The organism is Vibrio sp. LB10LO1, from assembly GCF_010092875.1.
In the GTDB taxonomy this organism is placed as follows: domain Bacteria; phylum Pseudomonadota; class Gammaproteobacteria; order Enterobacterales; family Vibrionaceae; genus Vibrio; species Vibrio campbellii.
Genome location: NZ_JAADJW010000008.1, coordinates 1 through 18085, shown reverse-complemented (window position 1 = coordinate 18085; position 18085 = coordinate 1). Strand labels below are relative to the sequence as shown.

16 protein-coding genes are annotated in these 18085 nt (G+C 45.2%); 5 read left to right on the top strand and 11 right to left on the bottom strand.

Annotation, left to right across the window (positions count from 1 at the left end; genetic code table 11):
• Window positions 1-66: 66 nt before the first annotated feature.
• Complete coding sequence (locus GXP65_RS07625) at window positions 67-951, bottom strand: LysR family transcriptional regulator (RefSeq protein ID WP_162092445.1); 885 nt, start codon at window positions 949-951, stop codon at window positions 67-69.
• Between the two features lie 202 nt (window positions 952-1153).
• On the opposite strand from GXP65_RS07625, the gene soxR reads away from it, so the two are divergent.
• Complete coding sequence (gene soxR / locus GXP65_RS07620; protein ID WP_038891738.1) at window positions 1154-1591, top strand: redox-sensitive transcriptional activator SoxR; 438 nt, start codon at window positions 1154-1156, stop codon at window positions 1589-1591.
• A 41-nt stretch (window positions 1592-1632) separates the two neighbouring features.
• Here soxR and GXP65_RS07615 read toward each other — a convergent pair whose 3' ends face one another.
• Window positions 1633-2481, bottom strand: coding sequence for a hypothetical protein (locus GXP65_RS07615; protein WP_045383913.1), 849 nt, complete (start codon window positions 2479-2481; stop codon window positions 1633-1635).
• 180 nt (window positions 2482-2661) lie between these two features.
• Between GXP65_RS07615 and GXP65_RS07610 the strand changes: the two genes are divergently transcribed.
• The gene (locus GXP65_RS07610) at window positions 2662-3135 is read left to right on the top strand and encodes an ASCH domain-containing protein (RefSeq protein ID WP_162092533.1); all 474 of its coding nucleotides are present in this window, start codon (window positions 2662-2664) and stop codon (window positions 3133-3135) included.
• Between the two features lie 53 nt (window positions 3136-3188).
• Here the strand turns inward: GXP65_RS07610 and GXP65_RS07605 are convergent, their stop codons facing one another.
• The 3 genes from GXP65_RS07605 to GXP65_RS07595 form a co-directional block, all read right to left on the bottom strand.
• A complete protein-coding gene (locus GXP65_RS07605) occupies window positions 3189-3752 on the bottom strand; it encodes a GNAT family protein (protein WP_045454363.1) in 564 nt (187 codons plus the stop codon).
• A gap of 35 nt (window positions 3753-3787) precedes the next feature.
• Window positions 3788-4375: a class I SAM-dependent methyltransferase gene (locus GXP65_RS07600; RefSeq protein ID WP_162092444.1), complete on the bottom strand. Its 588-nt coding sequence runs from the start codon at window positions 4373-4375 to the stop codon at window positions 3788-3790.
• Between the two features lie 88 nt (window positions 4376-4463).
• Window positions 4464-5981, bottom strand: a complete 1518-nt coding sequence (locus tag GXP65_RS07595) for a phospholipase D family protein (RefSeq protein WP_162092443.1) — start codon at window positions 5979-5981, stop codon at window positions 4464-4466.
• 588 nt (window positions 5982-6569) lie between these two features.
• Here GXP65_RS07595 and GXP65_RS07590 point away from each other — a divergent pair.
• The 3 genes from GXP65_RS07590 to GXP65_RS07580 all read left to right on the top strand — a co-directional run bounded on the left by GXP65_RS07590 (window position 6570) and on the right by GXP65_RS07580 (window position 11445).
• Complete coding sequence (locus GXP65_RS07590; RefSeq protein ID WP_005429549.1) at window positions 6570-7727, top strand: efflux RND transporter periplasmic adaptor subunit; 1158 nt, start codon at window positions 6570-6572, stop codon at window positions 7725-7727.
• A 13-nt stretch (window positions 7728-7740) separates the two neighbouring features.
• On the top strand, window positions 7741-10899 hold the full coding sequence (locus tag GXP65_RS07585; protein ID WP_162092442.1) for an efflux RND transporter permease subunit: 3159 nt from the start codon (window positions 7741-7743) through the stop codon (window positions 10897-10899).
• A 279-nt stretch (window positions 10900-11178) separates the two neighbouring features.
• Entirely contained in the window at window positions 11179-11445 is a 267-nt protein-coding gene (locus GXP65_RS07580) for a hypothetical protein (RefSeq protein ID WP_038893062.1), read from the top strand.
• A 686-nt stretch (window positions 11446-12131) separates the two neighbouring features.
• Here GXP65_RS07580 and GXP65_RS07575 read toward each other — a convergent pair.
• The 6 genes from GXP65_RS07575 to GXP65_RS07550 form a co-directional block, all read right to left on the bottom strand.
• Window positions 12132-15233, bottom strand: a complete 3102-nt coding sequence (locus GXP65_RS07575; protein ID WP_162092441.1) for an efflux RND transporter permease subunit — start codon at window positions 15231-15233, stop codon at window positions 12132-12134.
• Window positions 15230-16558, bottom strand: coding sequence for an HlyD family secretion protein (locus GXP65_RS07570; RefSeq protein ID WP_162092440.1), 1329 nt, complete (start codon window positions 16556-16558; stop codon window positions 15230-15232). The genes GXP65_RS07575 and GXP65_RS07570 overlap by 4 nt, the downstream gene beginning before the upstream one ends.
• Window positions 16545-17201 carry a TetR/AcrR family transcriptional regulator gene (locus GXP65_RS07565; RefSeq protein ID WP_162092439.1) on the bottom strand — a complete coding sequence of 219 codons (657 nt, stop codon included), beginning with the start codon at window positions 17199-17201 and terminating at the stop codon, window positions 16545-16547. The genes GXP65_RS07570 and GXP65_RS07565 overlap by 14 nt, the downstream gene beginning before the upstream one ends.
• A gap of 202 nt (window positions 17202-17403) precedes the next feature.
• A complete protein-coding gene (locus GXP65_RS07560) occupies window positions 17404-17598 on the bottom strand; it encodes a Flp family type IVb pilin (protein WP_045374439.1) in 195 nt (64 codons plus the stop codon).
• A 35-nt stretch (window positions 17599-17633) separates the two neighbouring features.
• Window positions 17634-17828: a Flp family type IVb pilin gene (locus GXP65_RS07555; RefSeq protein ID WP_045374441.1), complete on the bottom strand. Its 195-nt coding sequence runs from the start codon at window positions 17826-17828 to the stop codon at window positions 17634-17636.
• A gap of 34 nt (window positions 17829-17862) precedes the next feature.
• Window positions 17863-18085, bottom strand: a 223-nt coding sequence (locus tag GXP65_RS07550) for a Flp family type IVb pilin (RefSeq protein WP_240334979.1), incomplete at its 5' end; no start/stop codon positions are given.

Genomic DNA, 18085 nt, shown 5'->3' with positions numbered 1-18085 from the left:
GGGAAGCCGAATGCCTATTTGTTGTGCGCCTATAACTTGAGGTTATAGGTGAGCATGAGTGCTAACTTACTGATTAACATGCTGCTTTAGCGACTCTATAAAAAGCTTGGTCGATATGGATTGCGGTGTGTGCTCCGCAAACATGATAGAGATAGAAAATGACAGCGCCGGAGCAAGTGAGCGCACGCTTACTGATTCATCACCTTGATATTGTTTTGCTGTCCATGGATCGACAATCGCAAAGCCTGCATGGTGTTTGACTAGCTCGGCAGCAGCAGCGTAACTGCGTACAGTGATCGCATGATGATAATGTTCATTACGTGCAGAGAGTGTTTGATGAAGCAATAAACCGAGTGGGTCTCGACTGTCCAAGCCGATGATTGGCAATTCGTGCTGAATCAAATCATCAAACGATACCGAGTCGTCAGTTGAACTGAGCGCTTTTTTTGGTGCAATCAGAACAAGTTGTTGCTTGAGTAACACCTCACTCAAAATCGCGGGTGGCGCTTCTTCACCAAAGGCAATCGCCACATCTAGTTCGTGTTTAAGTAAGCCTGAACACAGCTCATCACGGTTTGCGGTTAATAGTTCAAATGAGATGCCTTGTTGCTTCGACAGTGTAGCAACCGTTGGAGCAAGCAGTTGGGAAGCCAAGACAGGCGGCGCTCCGACTCTCAAGTGCTGAGTGCCTTGCTTCACTTTTTTGGTGAGGGAACGAAATTGCCCAAGCTGTTGGTAGACTTTCTCGGCTTCTGGCAGTATGGCTTTGGCTTCTTGGGTCGGTACTAAGCGGCCTTTGACACGCTCAAACAGGGCAAAGCTAAGTTGTTGCTCCGTATGGGCAAGTACCCGAGTGACATTAGGTTGCGATACATGCAATAGGCGCGCGGCACCAGAAACAGTTCCGGTTTGCATGATGGCGTAAAAGACTTCCAATTGTCTTAAATTCACTGCGGTTTCCTTTGCGGTTATCGAGCAAGATAAGTTTCCCTAATTTACTTCATTCCTGTCTCTAACTCTATGTTGTCGTTTTGTTGAAGTTTTCACTGCGCATTATTTTCATCGTTTTTGCGTTCCTGATTTGTTAACGTAGTGTTGCTTTTAAACCTCAAGTGAACTTGAGGTGAGACGTTTATTGAACAAGAGGATAGAGATGGAAATCAGTGTAGGCGAAGTGGCGAAGCGTTCAGGGGTCAAGGTGTCCGCATTGCACTTTTATGAGCAAAAGGGATTGATTTCGAGCTGGCGAAATCAAGGCAATCAGCGTCGTTATCATCGCAGCGTGCTTCGTCGCGTGGCGGTCATCAAAGCTGCGCAGCAAGTTGGATTGTCATTAGAAGAGATAAAACAGGCGCTGGAAGAATTGCCTAAGCACCAAGCCCCAAACAAGGAACAGTGGGAAACCATGGCTAGTCATTGGCACGAGCAGTTAGAGCAGAAAATTCAAAAACTCAAAGCATTACAAAGTGATTTGGGGGGCTGTATTGGTTGCGGCTGCTTGTCGCTAGAAACCTGTGCATTGAGAAACCCAGAAGATGTACTGGGTAAAGAGCACGCTGGCTCAAATCTAACATTAGATGAAGAAGGTTGAGTCCTTCTTCATCGACGTGTTTGAAGAGTTAGTGTGGCAGGCTATTGTTCTGCAATAGAATACATCAAGCGTTCAAATCGCTCATGGCCATGGAGTAGCTCGAGATCGGGTTCTTCCGCTAATAGATCACGAATGGATGGGCTGGTATCAATCGCACGCTCCAAGTCCTCAATCGCTTGCTCTTCAATCCCTAAACGAGAGTATGCACAAGCTCGTTGATACAAGGCTGGACCGTTGGTGTCATCTACTTCAAGTACTCGGTTACACAAGCTCAGTGCCCAGTGATACTCTTTGATCTCCATTGCTGCGTCAGCTTTGTAAGTCAATGCTTCCAAATCCCCCGGGCGAACAAGCAAAATTTCATCGTAGATATCGATACGTTGCTCAGGTGTCTGTGAACTTTGTGCGCGAAGCCATAAGTTATGGATCTCGTTGATCTTTTCTATTTCTTTGTTGTTCTCACTGATAATACGAGTCTTGCGTTTTAAGTCGCGCTCTAATGCTAAAAATTTCTTTTCGTACTCTTGGGCTATTTTTTCTAAGCGTTTGTCTGCCATTTCTTTGGTGTTGTGCTTGAACTCGCGCAGGGATTGCCAACCAACAAAAGCAATGAGCGAGGCGACACCAGCAATGATGTAGAAGAAGTAAGTGACGGTGACATTGGCATAGTTCAGTGACTTATCGGCCACCGTTAACTCACGGTCAGTGATTTCAACAATCATTCTACGCTCTAGGTCTTGTTGCTCCTGACGAAGTGATTTCAACTCATCAAGGATATAACGCTCCATTAATGGTCGGTCTAAAAGGTCGGATTCTGAATGTTTTTCTTCTGATGCTAGGGTTGGAAAAGAGAGGAGAGCAGCGAAGAAGATGCCAATGAATAAGCGCATAGAACGTCCTTTTGCGTCGTGTGTGGTGTAATCCCTGAAACCATAGCAAATAGAGGCTGGTTTTAGCAAAGAACTGAAAAAAAATGCTTGTTTTATAAAGTTTTCTAATGAGCTTGATGCTTGTCCTTTTTATGGTGAATGGATATCCTTTCTTTTTATTGGAAATGTATGGCAAGCAGTATGGATGCAAAATCACAAGCCTATCTTGAGCAATATCTTCAAACATTATCTCAGCAAGAAAAAGACGCAATTCCATCGGTGAGTGCGGATTACTACTGCGCTGATGAACATAATGCGAATACTTGCGCTGAATTGGTAAGAATTGGTCAGAAAACCGCCTCTTGCAGCATGGAGCTTTGGTATAGCGAACAGGGAGAAATGATGCCTCAAGTTGGACACTTACAAGTTGTGACCAACTGGGATGGTGAACCGGTATGCGTCATTCGAGTCACTGATGTTAGTACTTGTCGATATACAGACGTGAGTGAGGAATTTGCTCACGCAGAAGGGGAAGGTGACCGCACAATGGCTTGGTGGCGAAAAGCACACACCAGATTTTTTAAAGCGGAATGCGAAGAGCTGGGTATCGAATGGCATGAGCAGCGATTATTGCTTCTAGAGCGGTTTGAAGTGGTTTATCCGCAATTGAAATGAACCTGATAGAAAAAGGCTTGGTGAAATGCTAAGCCTTTTCCTAATAAGATTATTTACGCCAATTGTTCTTGGCTATAGAGCTGTTGGATCAGCGTTTGCCACTCTTCTCTTAATACGCCATATTTTACTGAGTCGTAGTACTCGCCTTGGTAATAACGTACTTTGCGAATGCGTGCTTCTTGCTGCATGCCAAGCTTTTCTGCACAACGCATCATTCTTGGGTTACCTGACCATGTTGTTAGGCCCACTCGTTCTATGTCTTGGGTGTCAAAGATGTGGCTTATCCAAGGCACGAGTGCGGAAAAGCCCAGCCCTCTATCCCAGTAGTTCGAATCGTAAATGACGATGCCAGCTTCCAACCAACGAGTGCTCTCACATTCCCAATACCAGCTCACTGAACCGACAGGTTTGCCCTCGAACTCAATCAAAAACATGTCTTTGCCTTTCAGTAGGCGTTGAAAGGTGTGGTTTCGAAAGCCTTCTAATGTTGGTGTTTGATAAGGGAAGTAAGGACCATTAAATTGCGCCCAGCGTTCATCCTCAGTGATGAGCTTATAGAGCGCTTTGGCTTCTTCCGGAACGGCTCTTCTTAGTGTGACGCCTTGGAAATGGTACATAACACTCCTTTTAGTAGTGGATTTATAGTAACGAGTTAACGTTTGACGGCAGTGATGCTGAACGTATGCCAATGTTTGGCGTTCCCAACAGCAGTGGTGCCGTCTTCATCCCTCTCATAAAAGTGGATGATTTCGTAATCGTCAAATAATGCTTCGACTTCTTCCTTAGTAAACGCACTGATATTTGGGTGTATGTCTGTACCAACCCAAGAATCGCGAATTCCCAGTAAATCGCCGCAGAATATACCACCCGGTTGTAATGTTTCGTTAATTCTCTGCCAAACGCTTTCGAAGCGTTCACCAGGGCAAAAGAACAAGCTTGCACTGGCAATAAATAAACTGCACGGTGGGTAATCAAAGTCACTGAAGCAAGATTGCGATATGGAAAAGTTAGGATTGCCTTCGAAACGCGTCAAGCAAGTTTCTACCGCATCTTGATGAGTGTCAAACGCGTAAACGGTAAAGCCTTGATTAAGAAGGTAGTTGGAATCTCGACCAGTACCGCATCCTGCATCAATGGCGATTTTGCTGTCGAGCATAAGCAGATTGGCGGCACGTTCTACGTTTGGTCGGTGAGGTTGGCTCGCAACCTTTTGGTAGTATTCGTTCCATGTTACTGACATTGAGATTCCTTTCTTATGTGTAAAAAACGCTAATCAGTGCTGAATAGCGTTTTGATTTAGATTTGTTGATTGTATCCTTACAGGGAAACTAGAGCTGATCCTCTATTGGCAGGATGCCCGAGAACCAAGCGCCCATTTTCCGCCATACGCTGGCTTCTGGTTCTGAATCGAATGCTTCGCCTGTCGCTTGATCAAGCCAGATGATATCACCGTCTTTGATGGCAACCTGGTAGGCACTTTCTTTGAGTTGTTCAGGCAACATGGCGAGTGACTTCTGCACGTATTCTGGTTGTTCTATGACCACACCCATCTCTGTATTGAGCTCAGCTGAACGTGGATCCCAGTTCATTGAACCGACAAATAAGGTTTTACCATCGATCATCATGGCTTTGGCGTGGAGGCTGGCTCTGCTGCTGCCCGTTAAGCTCCATTTGCTTTTGATTTTGGCGCTGGCTTTTACTTCCCAAAGCTTAATCCCTGCTTTAACCAAATCTTCACGGTATTTGGCGTACCAGCCATGAACGGCAAACACATCGTTTGATGCCAAGCTGTTAGTGACTATCGTGATATCAACTCCACGTTGGGCGGCTTCTGCTAGTGCTTTGGTTCCAGAATCCGTTGGCACGAAGTAGGGAGAGATCAAAACAAAGGACTCTTCTACATTTGCTAACAGCTCTCCCAAGTTCGCAACCAGTTGGCTTTCTTGAGTGGCAATCTTATCGGGCAAGTCGAACCAGACATCACCTTGGCCCCAATACAAATGAAGCTTGCCCTGCTGGAGCTCTTCATAAAGATCTAATTCTTTAAAGTTGTATGGGCCGGTGGAGAATTTTTCTTCTAGCTGCAGCTTTTTGACTTGAGCCTGAATCGCATCGTCTGCCACTTTTTCAGACTCGGGCACAATCCATTCCATTGGGATGGCATAAAGGCTATTCCAATAAAGATCGAATTGATCCGCAGTTTGCGTCACCGCTTCACCGTAAAGCATCAAATCGAAATCACCAAATTCGACGTTAGATTCAAAAGAGAAGTATTCATTACCAATATTTCTACCACCAACGATGGCTGAAACACTGTCAGAAATCAGGGACTTGTTATGCATACGTCGATTTAGGCGTTCAAAATCGCTTGCCAATGCAAATACACGAGCATCTCTATAATGGTGCGGATTAAAAAGTCGAATTTCGATGTTTGGGTGAGCGTTCAGTTCTGCCATTCCTACATCGTTTCGCTTTTGCATGTCATCTAGAAGCAGGCGAACGCGTACGCCACGTTGTGCTGCTTCATACAAACGCCACGTGATCAGTTGGCTAGTCTCGTCACTGCGATAAATGTAGTACTGCAAATCAAGACTTTTTTCTGCGGATTCAATTAATGCAATTCGGGCAAGGAGGGCATCGTTGCCTTGATTAAGCGGGTAGAAGCCCGTGTCTGAGTTAGGATCTTTGTCGTAGCTTTCAAAGAATTCTGCCAACGCAGAGTCACTTTGGTAGCCGAACTGAAAGCTGGTCGACTTCTCACTAGGGTCCCTTGGCTGAATTGAGGAACAGGCCGAGATAAGTACAAGCATTGAACCGAGTAAGGTTTTAGAGAGAGAACGTAGCAATGCACACTTCCTTGTTAATACATAACGTAACTCTTTGATTATATATCAAGCGTTGAAAGTAGGTAATGCGAGCGATTGTAGTCAAGTCGCAGTTTTCTTAATCAAACAATCGAATCTAAATGAGTCGGTATGGCTTTTGAGGGCATATTATTCGGGCGGACAATATCATGTTTTTTACTTATCTTTTACTCAAGAATGGTCAATATCACTAATATCTGGTGGTAATTACCAATACTACACTGATAGAAATAACCATTTTAAGTTAAATTATTGATATTTAAGGGATAAACGTTTGGCATGCCGATTGCGTATAAACAGTGAGCGTAAGAGGCCGTAACTTGCGAAGTTGGTTAAGTTTTTGTTAATTTTATTAACTTGCCATGGATAGTTCTTTTGCGATTGATAATTGCGAAACACAGCGGAAGCACGGCTCTCTTATAAAGTTGTCTATTTCAGATGCAAAAACTCACTGTTTGTCTGCGGGGAGTAGGATGCTAGGTTGCCGAATGTTCAGTTCGTTAACTCAGCTCCTAGGCGCAAGCCTGATGGGGACAAACAGGAGAATACAAAAATAAAAAAGGAATTTTGATGTTAGCAAAACCAGTATTACGTTGGCTTTTACCCTTCGTTGTGGTGGGTAGTTCTTATGCGGGCTATGCCGCAATTGCTGCTACTGCACCCGAGAAAGAGTCAACCAAAGACACCGTTACTGAACCGACGGTACAAACCTCTTCACTCTTTCCTACTGATCACAAAGTGGTTATCACCAGCCATGGTGAGATGGTTCCTTTCGAGAAAACACACTTAGCGGCGCAAGTTAGCGGCGAAGTGGTCAGTTGGCATCCCAACTTTGTGACAGGTGGAATCGTTAAGCGTGGAGAGGTGTTATTCACGATTGAGAGTGATAACTATGAAGCGGCCGTTTTACAGGCAGAAGCAGGCTTGGCAAGCGCACGTGCTGCGTTGATCGAAGAGCAAGCCAAAGCGGAAGTCGCAAAACGCCAAGCGAAAAAGTTAAGCGATAAACAAGTGACCGACCTTTACTTGCGCAAGCCACATGTGTTGAGTGCTCAGGCGCAAGTGAAGTCAGCTCAAGCTGCGCTGAAGCGAGCGAAGCGTGACCTAGAGAATTGCAAAGTAGTAGCGCCATATGACGCGCTCGTTGTTGAGCGTGAAATCGGTGTGGGTCAGTTTGTTTCTTCTGGTTCTCGTGTGGCAACACTGAACAATATCGAAGTGGCGGAAATCCACGTTCCTATCGCTGGCTTTGACAGTGCGTTTCTTCCAGAATCACTGAAAGAGCTGCGCGCAACGGTTACGCAACAAGGCATTCTATCGACGACTCGTGAAGGTAAAGTCGTTCGAGATCTCGGCATGATCGACAGCGCGACGCGCATGATCAACATGGTCATCCAAGTAAGAGATCCATATGGTCTCGACAATAATCAGCCACCAATTAAGTTTGGCTCGTATGTTGAAGTTAGCTTTACTGGCAAGGAACTCAAGCATATCTACCGTCTTCCTCAAGAGCTGGTGAGAAACCGCACTGTATGGGTTGTGAATGGTGAAAATGAGCTTCAACCAAGAACGGTAAATGTCCTTCGTGCTGAGGGGGAATTCCTACTCGTGGGGGAAGGTCTTGAACAATCAGACAAGTTGGTACTTACGTTGCCTGAGTACCCACAAAAAGGCATGGCTGTCCAAGTCGCAAAAAAGAATGACGACTCCGAAACCGTCGTACAGTAAGTAGGAGTCAATCATGGAAGAGAATCAACAAAAGGGCATCATTGCCTATTTTGCCAATAACTCTGTCGCTGCGAACCTAATGATGGTGTTCATCATCGTGATGGGTATCGTCAGCTTCATGTTCATTCAACGACAAATGTTCCCAAACGTTGAAGTTAACTACATCAACATTCGAGCGGCTTATCCTGGTGCCTCTCCGCAAGAGATTGAAGAGAGTATTCTGGTTAAAGTCGAAGAGTCGATCAAAGACGTAACTGGTATCAAAAAGACCGTAGCACGTGCTTCTCGAGGCAGTGCTTCTGTGTCGATAGAAGTGGATGTGAATGCCGACATAAAACGCGTATTGGACGATGTAAAACAGCGGGTAGATACCTTATCTAATCTGCCTGCAGGCATGGAACCCATCAACGTTTATCAGGTGGAGTGGCGACAAGAGGTGATAGAGATGGGCTTAGTGGGCGATAGACCACTAGAAGAGCTCAAACCTATTGCTAAGCAAGTTGAAGACGAATTACTGCAACTGAAAAACGTTATGCTGGTCAATATCAATGCACCAGAAGAAGAGATTGCGATTGAAGTCGATCCGCTTGTTTTGCGTAAATACGACCTGACTTTGAACGACGTGAGTAATGCGATTCGTCGTTATTCTGCGAACTATTCTGCTGGTGAAGTAAAAACCAATGCAGGCATGATCGCAGTACGTATTGAGAACCAATACTACCGTGGTGATGAGTTCCGTAATATCCCAGTTAAGCTTGGCGCAAACGGTGCAAAAGTTCTGCTACAAGACATCGCAACAATTAAAGACGGCTTTACTGAGGAAGATCGTTACTTCGAATACTCGGGTCAAAATGCGATCTACATGGCGGTTCAAGCCACGCGTGATCAAAACATCATTCCAGTCGCTGAATCCGTTCGTAACTACATTGAAGCAAAGAACAAAACCTTACCTGATGATATTCAACTGAAAGTTCTCGTCGATATGACCTATTACCTCAATGGTCGTCTCGACATGATGTTGAAGAACCTTCTTCAAGGTGCCGCTTTGGTTGCCATTATGCTCTCGGTGTTCCTTCGTTTCCGTTTGGCTATGTGGGTAATGTTGGGGCTACCTGTGTGTTTCTTAGGCGCAGTAATGATGATGCCAATGCTGGGTATCACCGTGAACATTGTGTCTTTGTTCGCCTTTATCATGGTGCTCGGTATTGTGGTCGATGACGCCATCGTGACCGGAGAAAGTGCCTACAGTGAGATCGAAGAGAAGGGTGGTGGTGTTGAGAACGTCGTGACGGGTGTTAAGCGTGTCGCGACTCCGGCGACCTTTGGTGTATTAACCACGATAGCGGTATTTGCCCCATTCCTACTCTCAAGTGGGATTGATAGTGCCTTCTTTTACGGCATTGCGGGTGTGGTGATCCTGTGTCTTATCTTTAGTTTGATTGAGTCTAAGTTGATCTTACCGGCTCACTTGGCGCACACGAACTTTACCCCAATCAAAGCAGGTGGTTGGCGGGATAATTTCAACAAGCGTTTCTTCGGCTTTGTTAATGGTCCTTACCGCAGCTTTGTTAAGGCTTGTACCCATTGGCGTTGGACCGTGTTTGCCTTCTTCTGTGGTCTTTTACTGATTAGTGCTGCTTTAGTTAGCTCGAACTATGTTCGTGTGATTCCAAACCCGAAAGTGCCAACGGATTATCCGGCGATTACGATTGAGATGAATGACACGGTGTCGAGCGAGCAAACCATCAATGCGTTAAAAACCATTGAAGGCGTGATGCAGAAAATCGAAGACCAGATCATTGATGAACACGGGCAGGGGATGATTCGAGATGTGCTTTCTTATAACCGCAGCCGTACTGAAGGTCGTATTCTTGTACCGCTTGTGGATGAAGAACTGCGCCCATTTAATACCTTTGAACTTGCACGTCGCTGGCGTGAGGCAATGCCAGTTATACCGGGCATGAAGAGCTTTAAGATCCGCGAGCAAAGTGCAGGTGGCGGTGACCGCGACGAGTTTGGTTACTTGCTGTTTGGCTCGGATATCAATGAGCTAAACGAAGCAGGTCGCTATTTGATTGGTCGCTTACAGCAAGAGGAAGGTCTGTACGATATCTCGTCGTCTATCGATTCCGGTAGTAAAGAGGTACTGCTATCTCTTGCCCCGGTTGCTTATGATTTGGGCTTGGATCTGACTATGATCGCAGAACAAGTAGGCGGCAGTTTCTACGGCGGTGAAGCACAACGCATTATTCGCGATGGCGAAGAAATCAAAGTCATGGTGCGTTACCCGCAACTGACGCGTGAAGCTTTCTCATCACTTCGTTACGCAGTGATTACCACGCCAGCAGGTAAGAAGGTCATGCTTGGTGATGTGGTGAAGATCAACGAACAACCGGGTGTGAGTAGCATTCGACGAGAAGGTGGTTACCAAACCGTTTACGTTTATGGTTCTATTGATGAAGAGCTGGTTGAACCTCAAGAAGTTGTGAAGGTAATTGACGACAACATCTTACCGGACATGAAGCAAGCTTTCCCGAGTGTGAAAACGGAATTGGGTGGTGACATTGAAGAGCAAGCTGCGCAGCGTAACGAGCAAATCATGTTCTTTATTGCAGGCATGATCATCGTATACATCTTGCTGGCCGTGCCACTTAAGAGCTATACCCAACCGCTGATCGTCATGTCGGTGATTCCGTTTAGCTTAACAGGTGCGATTTGGGGACACTTCTGGCTGGATATGGACATCAGCATGATGTCGACGTTTGGTTTGATAGCGGCAGCGGGTGTGGTTATCAATGATTCCTTGGTAATGACGGATTACGTTAACCAAGTGCGAGAAAAAGGCATGAGCATTAAGCAAGCGGTCGTTGAAGCTGGCTGTGCACGTTTTCGAGCGATCACGCTGACGTCAATTACTACCTTTGCTGGTGTACTTCCTATCATGTTTGAAACCAGCTTGCAGGCGCGTTTTGTTATCCCGATGGCAGTGGCGCTAGGTTTTGCCGTTCTATTTGCAACTGTCCTTACTTTGATTCTGGTGCCTTGCTTGTACCTGATGTTAGAGGATATTAAAAACATCTTCCGCATTGTTAAACGGTTCTTTGGTCGTTTGATAGGTAAGTTCAAATCACAGTCATCAAATACTGTCGGCAATGAAAGCATGCAAAGCTAGTTTCACTTAAAGCGAAAATCTAAAGCAGCCTTCGGGCTGCTTTTTTTGTTTTAAGCGAACTGAAAATGACTATCTATACTATAAATTGAACGAATGGTTAATTATTCATAAATACCGTTGGTTAATTTAACGCCGTGTGTGTGAAATTCGCCATTGAGCAGATGGTGGAAAAATAAACTTTTGTTTAAGTTGTTGATATTAAGGGTTTAAAAAGTTGGCATCCTATGTGCAATGTATAGAGTGCAACCCAATGAACTGCTAATCCCTAAGGAGCTTATTATGCAAAGCGTATTTCTATCTACTCTAGGTCTTATTGCTGTAATGTCATCACCAATCGCTGCTGCTAACACTCTAGACAAAGAAGAGTGGAGTGCGGATTTACGTCAAGAATTTACAACAATGAAGCATGAGGCGGTTGCGGACATCGAACAAATGAACATGGACGCTATTGATGAACGCGATGAACGTATTGTTAAACATATCAAAGAACAACAAGCTCAACTGGTAAAGATCAAATGCCAGAAGACAGAGGCAACCAAGTCATAATCTCTGACGACAAAGATTCCGTGTTAGTCACAAGGACGAGTGATTAACCAGAGTGCATCCGATACAAGCACGACGTTAGTGAGCAGTCAGCGTCAACCTTGTTGCTCTATTTGCCAATCTATTAATGGGTTGGCTTTTTTATGCCTGTTGATTGAGGAGGGGCGCCAAAACTGGGAATTGAGTAGGAGAAATACGGCAGATAGAAAAAAGCCCGCGAAGAATACCTTCACGGGCGAAAAAAGGGCACCAAATTGGGTGTCTATTCATTTTGGAGATGGTCGAACGTCCATATCATACTGACAATAGGCTTGGTGAGAGGCTTACCACCAGTGCGACCAACGAGGCTAAAGTTAACATTGTTGTAATGATTGTTAAAATGTTAATTCTTCAATCAATGATTTCATTATCGTTAGTTCAGGATGTGAATGTGTTGTTGGTGTGTGTCATAAGTGTGCCAAATGTCGTTTTTGATAATAAAACTTATCATAAATCCTACGGTGATCATTTGGGTTGGTTATATAAAACTCGACATACTGCATTCTTAATTGTTCATATTTGCACTTAATGCTACATAATAACCCTGCATTTGTTAAGTGTTTGTGTTGTTTTTAACGCTTTTCACTGAAAACAAAAAGAGCGACCTAAGCCGCTCTTGTCTATGTTGATAAGCAAACTTATCAGTCGTTTTAGATTTCTTCGTGCTTATGGACTAGGCCGAAGTCAGCTAAAATGGCATACGCAGCAGGGATCATAAACAACACCAGCAGAGTGGATGCAAAAATACCAAACACGATGGAGATAACCAGTGGTTGGATAACCTGTGCTTGCAAGCTGGTTTCAGTCAGTAACGGAAGCAAACCTGCTGCAGTGGTCATTGATGTTAGGAATACTGCTCTGAAGCGTTCTCGACTGGCTTTGACTACCGAGTCATGCACATTATCTCCTGCATCCACATGATGGCGTATGTACTGAACTAACAGAATCGAGTCATTTACCACAATCCCTGCTAATGAGACGAAGCCCATCATACTTGGCATACTTAATGAGTGACCGAGTAGGATGTGTCCCCATACCACGCCAATAAAGGCAAGCGGTATCGCGAGCATTACCACGAAAGGTTCTAAATAACTGCGGAATTGGTAACTCAGAATCGCAAACACGCCAAACAAACCAAGCAAGAAGCCTTTACCCATTGATGCGCCAGTTTCGGCGGTATCTTTGGCTTCGCCTTCAAAATCGAAGCGAAGGCCAGGATACTTTTGCATAAGCTTTGGCGCTTCATCTTGTTGGAACTGACGAATAATGGCAGTTGAGTTGGCTTTCGTATTGTCGATATCGCCGAATACGCTCACAGTGCGCAAGCCATCAATGCGCTGGATTCTTACGTAATTACGTTGAAAATCCAAAGTCGCAATGGTCGCGAGTGGAATTTGACTGCCATCGGACAAGATAATTGGGAAGTTTGCCAATTGCTGTAAGTCACCGGCTTGTGCTTTATCAAGGCGAACTTCAATAGAAATGTTTTCTACCCCAACTTGGATTTCGTCTGCGGTTTGGCCAAAGAAGGCCGCACGTAATTGATTAGCGATGAGCTGGCCGTTAATCCCATAAGCTTCCGCCCCCGGACGCAGTTTAACCAAGACTTCCTCTTTACCCATACGCATGTCATCCAACACACCATGGACACCGTCAAACTCATTCAAGTATTGCTGAATGTCGATAGAAGCTGCTTTGAGCGCATCCAGATCGTCATGTTTCGCTCGAATCTCAATAGCTCGTCCACCCGGCCCCATGGTCGGTTGTTTGAATACCAACGAGATAGGATCGGCAAGTTCACCAATGTCTTCGCGCCATGCATCGATAAATTCATCGATGAGTGTGTTACGACTCTCTGCACCAAGCAAATCCAGACGTACCGTGGCAATGTGAGGGCCAGACTCATTCGCGTCGGCATTGGCGTTGAATTGACTGGTGATGTGCAGAACCAATGGGTTGCCGTTTTCCACTTTCTCTGTCCATTCTTTATCTAGCTTTTGAGCGGAAGCGACGATCTTATCGACGACAGCTTCAGTTTGAGACAGAGAAGAACCCGGAGGAAGTATAATGCGCGCCTCTGCAATGTCGCCATCCAATTCAGGGAAGGGTTGGAACTTGAGTAAACCACCTACTAACGTGGCTGCGGAGATAAGAAGCAAGGCAACCACGCCCCCCATAAAGGCATAGCGATACTCGACCACTTTATCCACTGCGTTGACTAAGGTGGTGTTGCGGAAGTTCTCAAAAGAAGCCAGCAGCTTTTGTTTGAACTTGGGTGTCTTTCGCTCTTGCTTCTGTTTATGCAGGGAGTGAGAAAGGTGGTTAGGTAGGATCAAGAAGGCTTCCACCAAACTCAAACTCAAAACGAGGATCAGAACTTGAGGTACCGCTTTAAGTACTGCACCCATTTCACCTTGCAGGAATAACAAGCTACCGAAAATACACACCGTGGTTAGGAAGGAAGAAATCACCCCCGGTAGTACCTTTTTCACTCCTTTAATCACGGCATCATCTATCTCTTCTCCTCGGTCGAGGTGAGCGGCAATCGATTCAGCAATAACGATGGCATCATCCATCATGATACCGATGGCCATGAGTAACCCGACCAAAGACATGATGTTAATGGACAGGCCAAGTTGCGCCATCAAAAATAACCCACCTAAGAAGGCAACGGGCAAACCAGCCGCAACCCAAAAAGAGTAGCGAAAACTAAAGAACAACCACATGGTGGCGAAGACCAGAATGATACCTTGCCAACCGTTTTTGACCATCATGGTCAGGCGATCCCAAAGTACGGATGAAAGATCATTGGTCATTTGTAGCATCACACCGTCTGGGGCGATGGCTTGTTGTTCTTCGACAAATTGAGCAACACGTTCCTTGATACGTAGCGCATCGTCTTCTTTGTTTTTACTGACTTTTAGTAAGGCAGAAGGGTGGCCATCGAAGAGGACTTTTTGTTCATCCAATTCAAACCGATCGGTAATCGTCGCAATGTCTCTTAAGCGGATGATCGAGCCATTTGGTCCAGAGCCCACGACGATAGTCTCAAGCTCTTCTGGCGTCACGCGTCGTTCGTCAAAGCGGATCAGAAAGTTCTTATCTGGCGTTTCGACATTACCACTTGGTAACTTGACGTTTTGACGACCAATCTGCTCAGCAATATCACCAACACTCAAGCCAAGTTGGCGAATGGCTTGAGTGTCTAACTCTACTCTGAATTGGTGGTCTGAGAAGCCGGCCACGTCAACCAAAGATACGTCATAGTCGAGCTTTAACGTGCGCTTAAGCTGTTCAGCATACGCTTTTAACTCTGGCCATGTGGTATCTGCGGTGATCGCGACATCCACAACTGGCTCATTCCAATCTAGTTCTTGGACTACAGGAGATTCAATCTCTTGTGGGAAGTCATTAATCGAGTTGATCTGAGTCTGAACATCAACCAGCATGCGGCCGATGTCGGCTTCTTCATTCAGTTTTAAGATAAGACGCGCAGAGCCTTCAATCGCTTCACATTGCGTTTCTTCAATGTTAGCAAGACCATCAACAGCATCTTCCATTCGGACACAGATACTCTCTTCAACTTCTTGCGGGGAAGCGCCAGGGTAAACCACACCAGCTAGGATGTAGGGCGGATCAAACTCAGGAAAGGTTTCACGCTTAATCGTGGAAAGTGAAGAAATTCCCAATATTAGCAGCGTTAGCATCAGCAAGTTGGCTGCTGTTGGGTGCTTGGCGAAGAATCGGATCATGAATCAGACTCCTCAATAGTGGCTTCTGACTGTTCTGGTGACTCTTTCAATAGCATGCCGTTAATCGCAGGCAGTAAATCGTTGATGATCAGCTTCTGACCTTGCTCCAATTCGCCATCGATCACCACTTGGTTATTTCGGCGATATAATACTTCAACCGTCACCACTTGCAGACGATTGTCATCACCCATCAGGTAAATCTTATCGCCATGAAGCGCACGCTCTGGGATGACCCAACTCGGATTCTCTTGCCCCTCAATCAAGGCACGCACAAACATGCCGTTCACCAATGGCGGAGCAGAGGTTGGGTTTAATGCTCGGTAGTCTTGTTCAATTTCCAGAATCACACCAGCAGTTGCTTGGCTTGGATCGACGGTTTCACTGATACGTGCAACTTTAGCAGACCAGCTTGCAGAAAGATTACCGCTGTTGAGTTCAATGTTAGCGTGAATCGCATTCATATCAGGTTGTGGAATACCAGATTCATCACGAACAAACTCACCGATGCTCGCCGCCAAAGTTTGCATGTCATGAATGGACAACTGAGCTTCCACTTCCATGACATCAATGCCATGTCCGGTCACCATGGTCTGTTGGAGGTTCACCACTTGGTTTTGCTCAATTTCGACTTCTGCAATACGCAGATCGTAAGGTAAAGTAATGATGGTTTTATCAAGCGAACGTTTCGCTTCATCGACTTTTGATGCATTGACCTTAACTAGGGCTTCTGCGACACGCTTTTCATCTGGCATTAATCCGATTTGGTTTTCGATATCTAGCACTACCTTACGTTGAGAGAGCGCGCTTTGTTCTTGTTGGTCTACATCTGATTGGGAAGTTAGGCCTTTCTTGCGTAGGTTTTGTTTACGGTCTAGCTCTTTGTTAGCGATAACTAGGCGGTTGGCTTCTATCTTGAGTGTGCTTTTTAGATTCGCTTCTTCTTGGTTCAGCTTAGCCAGAGAGGTTTGGGCAGATTTGAGATCGGCTTGAGCTTGAACCAGTTTCAGTTCGTAATCGAGGGGGTCGATGCGTAAGATTTCCGTTCCTGCTTGCAGTACTTGTCCCTTTTCCAGTTGAGGATGACGGTAAACTACTTTACCGGTCACTTCAGCTATCGCTTTCCATTCAACTTTCGGAGCGATTTTACCAAAGCCAATAGCAACAGGTGCGATGGCTTTGAGTTCCAGAGGAATTGTTTCAACCAATCTTGCACGATCACCCGCAGGCTTTACCGGCAAATCTGGCTTAAGGCTAATCGCCAAAAATAGAATGACGACCCCAACAGCAAGGGCAGGAAAGAACAGCAGCTTTTTATTCATTTTCATATTGGTCGCCCGAATCTAAAAATCCATGTTTCATCAGTTGTATGTTGTGTTCGAATAATCGGTTCAAGAAGGCTTCTGAGAGCTCGATACCGTGAATAGCCAGAAGTGCTGGTGGTGCCATAAAAGGAAACACCATTAAGCTGATGTAAGAGACGCGACAAAGTTGAGGGTCAGCGTCTTTTCGTAAAACGCCACTGTCGACTAACTTATCAAAGATCACGCCTTGCATTGGCTTGCTGATGTCAGCGAAAACTTTTTCCAGTAATTTACGTTGAGTTTCTGAAGGAGGCATATGCATGACTTGAGCAATCAAACGCGGGAACTGTGGCACCTTAATCATCTCGCGGTAGTAGGTGCGCATTAAGTCGAGGAAGTTCTTTTCGTTACTGTCGGACATCAATGCTTGCATCTGCTTTTGCATTGGTGACAGCGTCTCGCGCAACATGGTCTCGAACAAGCCCTCTTTGTTGCCAAAGTAGTATCGAATCATCGCCACGTTCACGCCTGCTTTCTGCGCGATCAGGCGAGTAGATACCTTGTCGTAAGCCATAATGGTGAAGAGTTCGCGCGCATGGAAAATCAGCTTCTCCCGTGCGTCGATTTTATCTGTGGGTCTTCCCGCCCTTCGATGAGCTTCCGTCACAATCGTCTCTCAAAAATATTAAACATTTGATTAATTATAAGACGCTGATTTCTCATACGACATGCGAAAAATTAATCAGTATTTAATCAAGTGATTAATTTGTGATGTAGAAGGTAATCGTCAGGAAAAAGAGTACGGCGGTTGGTAGGTGGAAAGTTAAAAAGGGAGCCATATAGGCTCCCTTGCTTAGACAGGATGGTAATTAAGAGCTACCGAGGATGTTGTCAGCTTTGTTGATGTTCTTCTCCATCGTGCCCCATGCGTCTTCAAGTGATTCAAGGAACCCCCCTTCATCAAAGATGTAAAACAGTGCAGAAGACATAGCGACACCGATGATTGCGTATTCGATCGCAGTGATACCATCTTCGTTATTTAGAAAGTGTTTAAATACGTTCATTTGTTTACCTTTTGAAAGCTGCTTAATTTGATTGGTTAGCTGCTGCCTAGTACGTTTCCGGATTTCTTAATATTGCTTTCCATATCACCCCAAGCCTTCTCTAGTGATTCAAGGAAGCCCCCTTCGTCAAAAATGTAGAAAAGAGCAGAAGACATTGCGACACCAATAATTGCATATTCGATTGCTGTGATGCCGTCTTCGTTATTTAGAAAGTGTTTAAGTACGTTCATTTGTTTACCTTTTGAAAGCTGTTTAATTGATTGATTAGCTGCTGCCTAGTACTTTGCCAGAGTTCTTAATGTTCTTTTCCATGGTGCCCCATGCGTCTTCAAGTGACTCAAGGAAACCGCCTTCATCGAAGATGTAAAAGAGTGCAGAAGACATTGCTACACCGATGATCGCATACTCGATTGCTGTGATACCGTCTTCGTTATTTAGAAAGTGTTTAAGTACGTTCATTTGTTTACCTTTTGAAAGCTGTTTAATT

What these genes read in the sequence shown, in the direction of transcription:
- soxR (WP_038891738.1), top strand. Translation starts at nt 1,154, where the DNA reads ATGGAAATCAGTGTAGGCGAAGTGGCGAAGCGTTCAGGGGTCAAGGTG.
- GXP65_RS07615 (WP_045383913.1), bottom strand. Translation starts at nt 2,481, where the DNA reads ATGCGCTTATTCATTGGCATCTTCTTCGCTGCTCTCCTCTCTTTTCCA.
- GXP65_RS07610 (WP_162092533.1), top strand. Translation starts at nt 2,662, where the DNA reads ATGGATGCAAAATCACAAGCCTATCTTGAGCAATATCTTCAAACATTA.
- GXP65_RS07605 (WP_045454363.1), bottom strand. Translation starts at nt 3,752, where the DNA reads ATGTACCATTTCCAAGGCGTCACACTAAGAAGAGCCGTTCCGGAAGAA.
- GXP65_RS07600 (WP_162092444.1), bottom strand. Translation starts at nt 4,375, where the DNA reads ATGTCAGTAACATGGAACGAATACTACCAAAAGGTTGCGAGCCAACCT.
- GXP65_RS07590 (WP_005429549.1), top strand. Translation starts at nt 6,570, where the DNA reads ATGTTAGCAAAACCAGTATTACGTTGGCTTTTACCCTTCGTTGTGGTG.
- GXP65_RS07585 (WP_162092442.1), top strand. Translation starts at nt 7,741, where the DNA reads ATGGAAGAGAATCAACAAAAGGGCATCATTGCCTATTTTGCCAATAAC.
- GXP65_RS07580 (WP_038893062.1), top strand. Translation starts at nt 11,179, where the DNA reads ATGCAAAGCGTATTTCTATCTACTCTAGGTCTTATTGCTGTAATGTCA.
- GXP65_RS07575 (WP_162092441.1), bottom strand. Translation starts at nt 15,233, where the DNA reads ATGATCCGATTCTTCGCCAAGCACCCAACAGCAGCCAACTTGCTGATG.
- GXP65_RS07570 (WP_162092440.1), bottom strand. Translation starts at nt 16,558, where the DNA reads ATGAAAATGAATAAAAAGCTGCTGTTCTTTCCTGCCCTTGCTGTTGGG.
- GXP65_RS07560 (WP_045374439.1), bottom strand. Translation starts at nt 17,598, where the DNA reads ATGAACGTATTTAAACACTTTCTAAATAACGAAGATGGTATCACTGCG.
- GXP65_RS07555 (WP_045374441.1), bottom strand. Translation starts at nt 17,828, where the DNA reads ATGAACGTACTTAAACACTTTCTAAATAACGAAGACGGCATCACAGCA.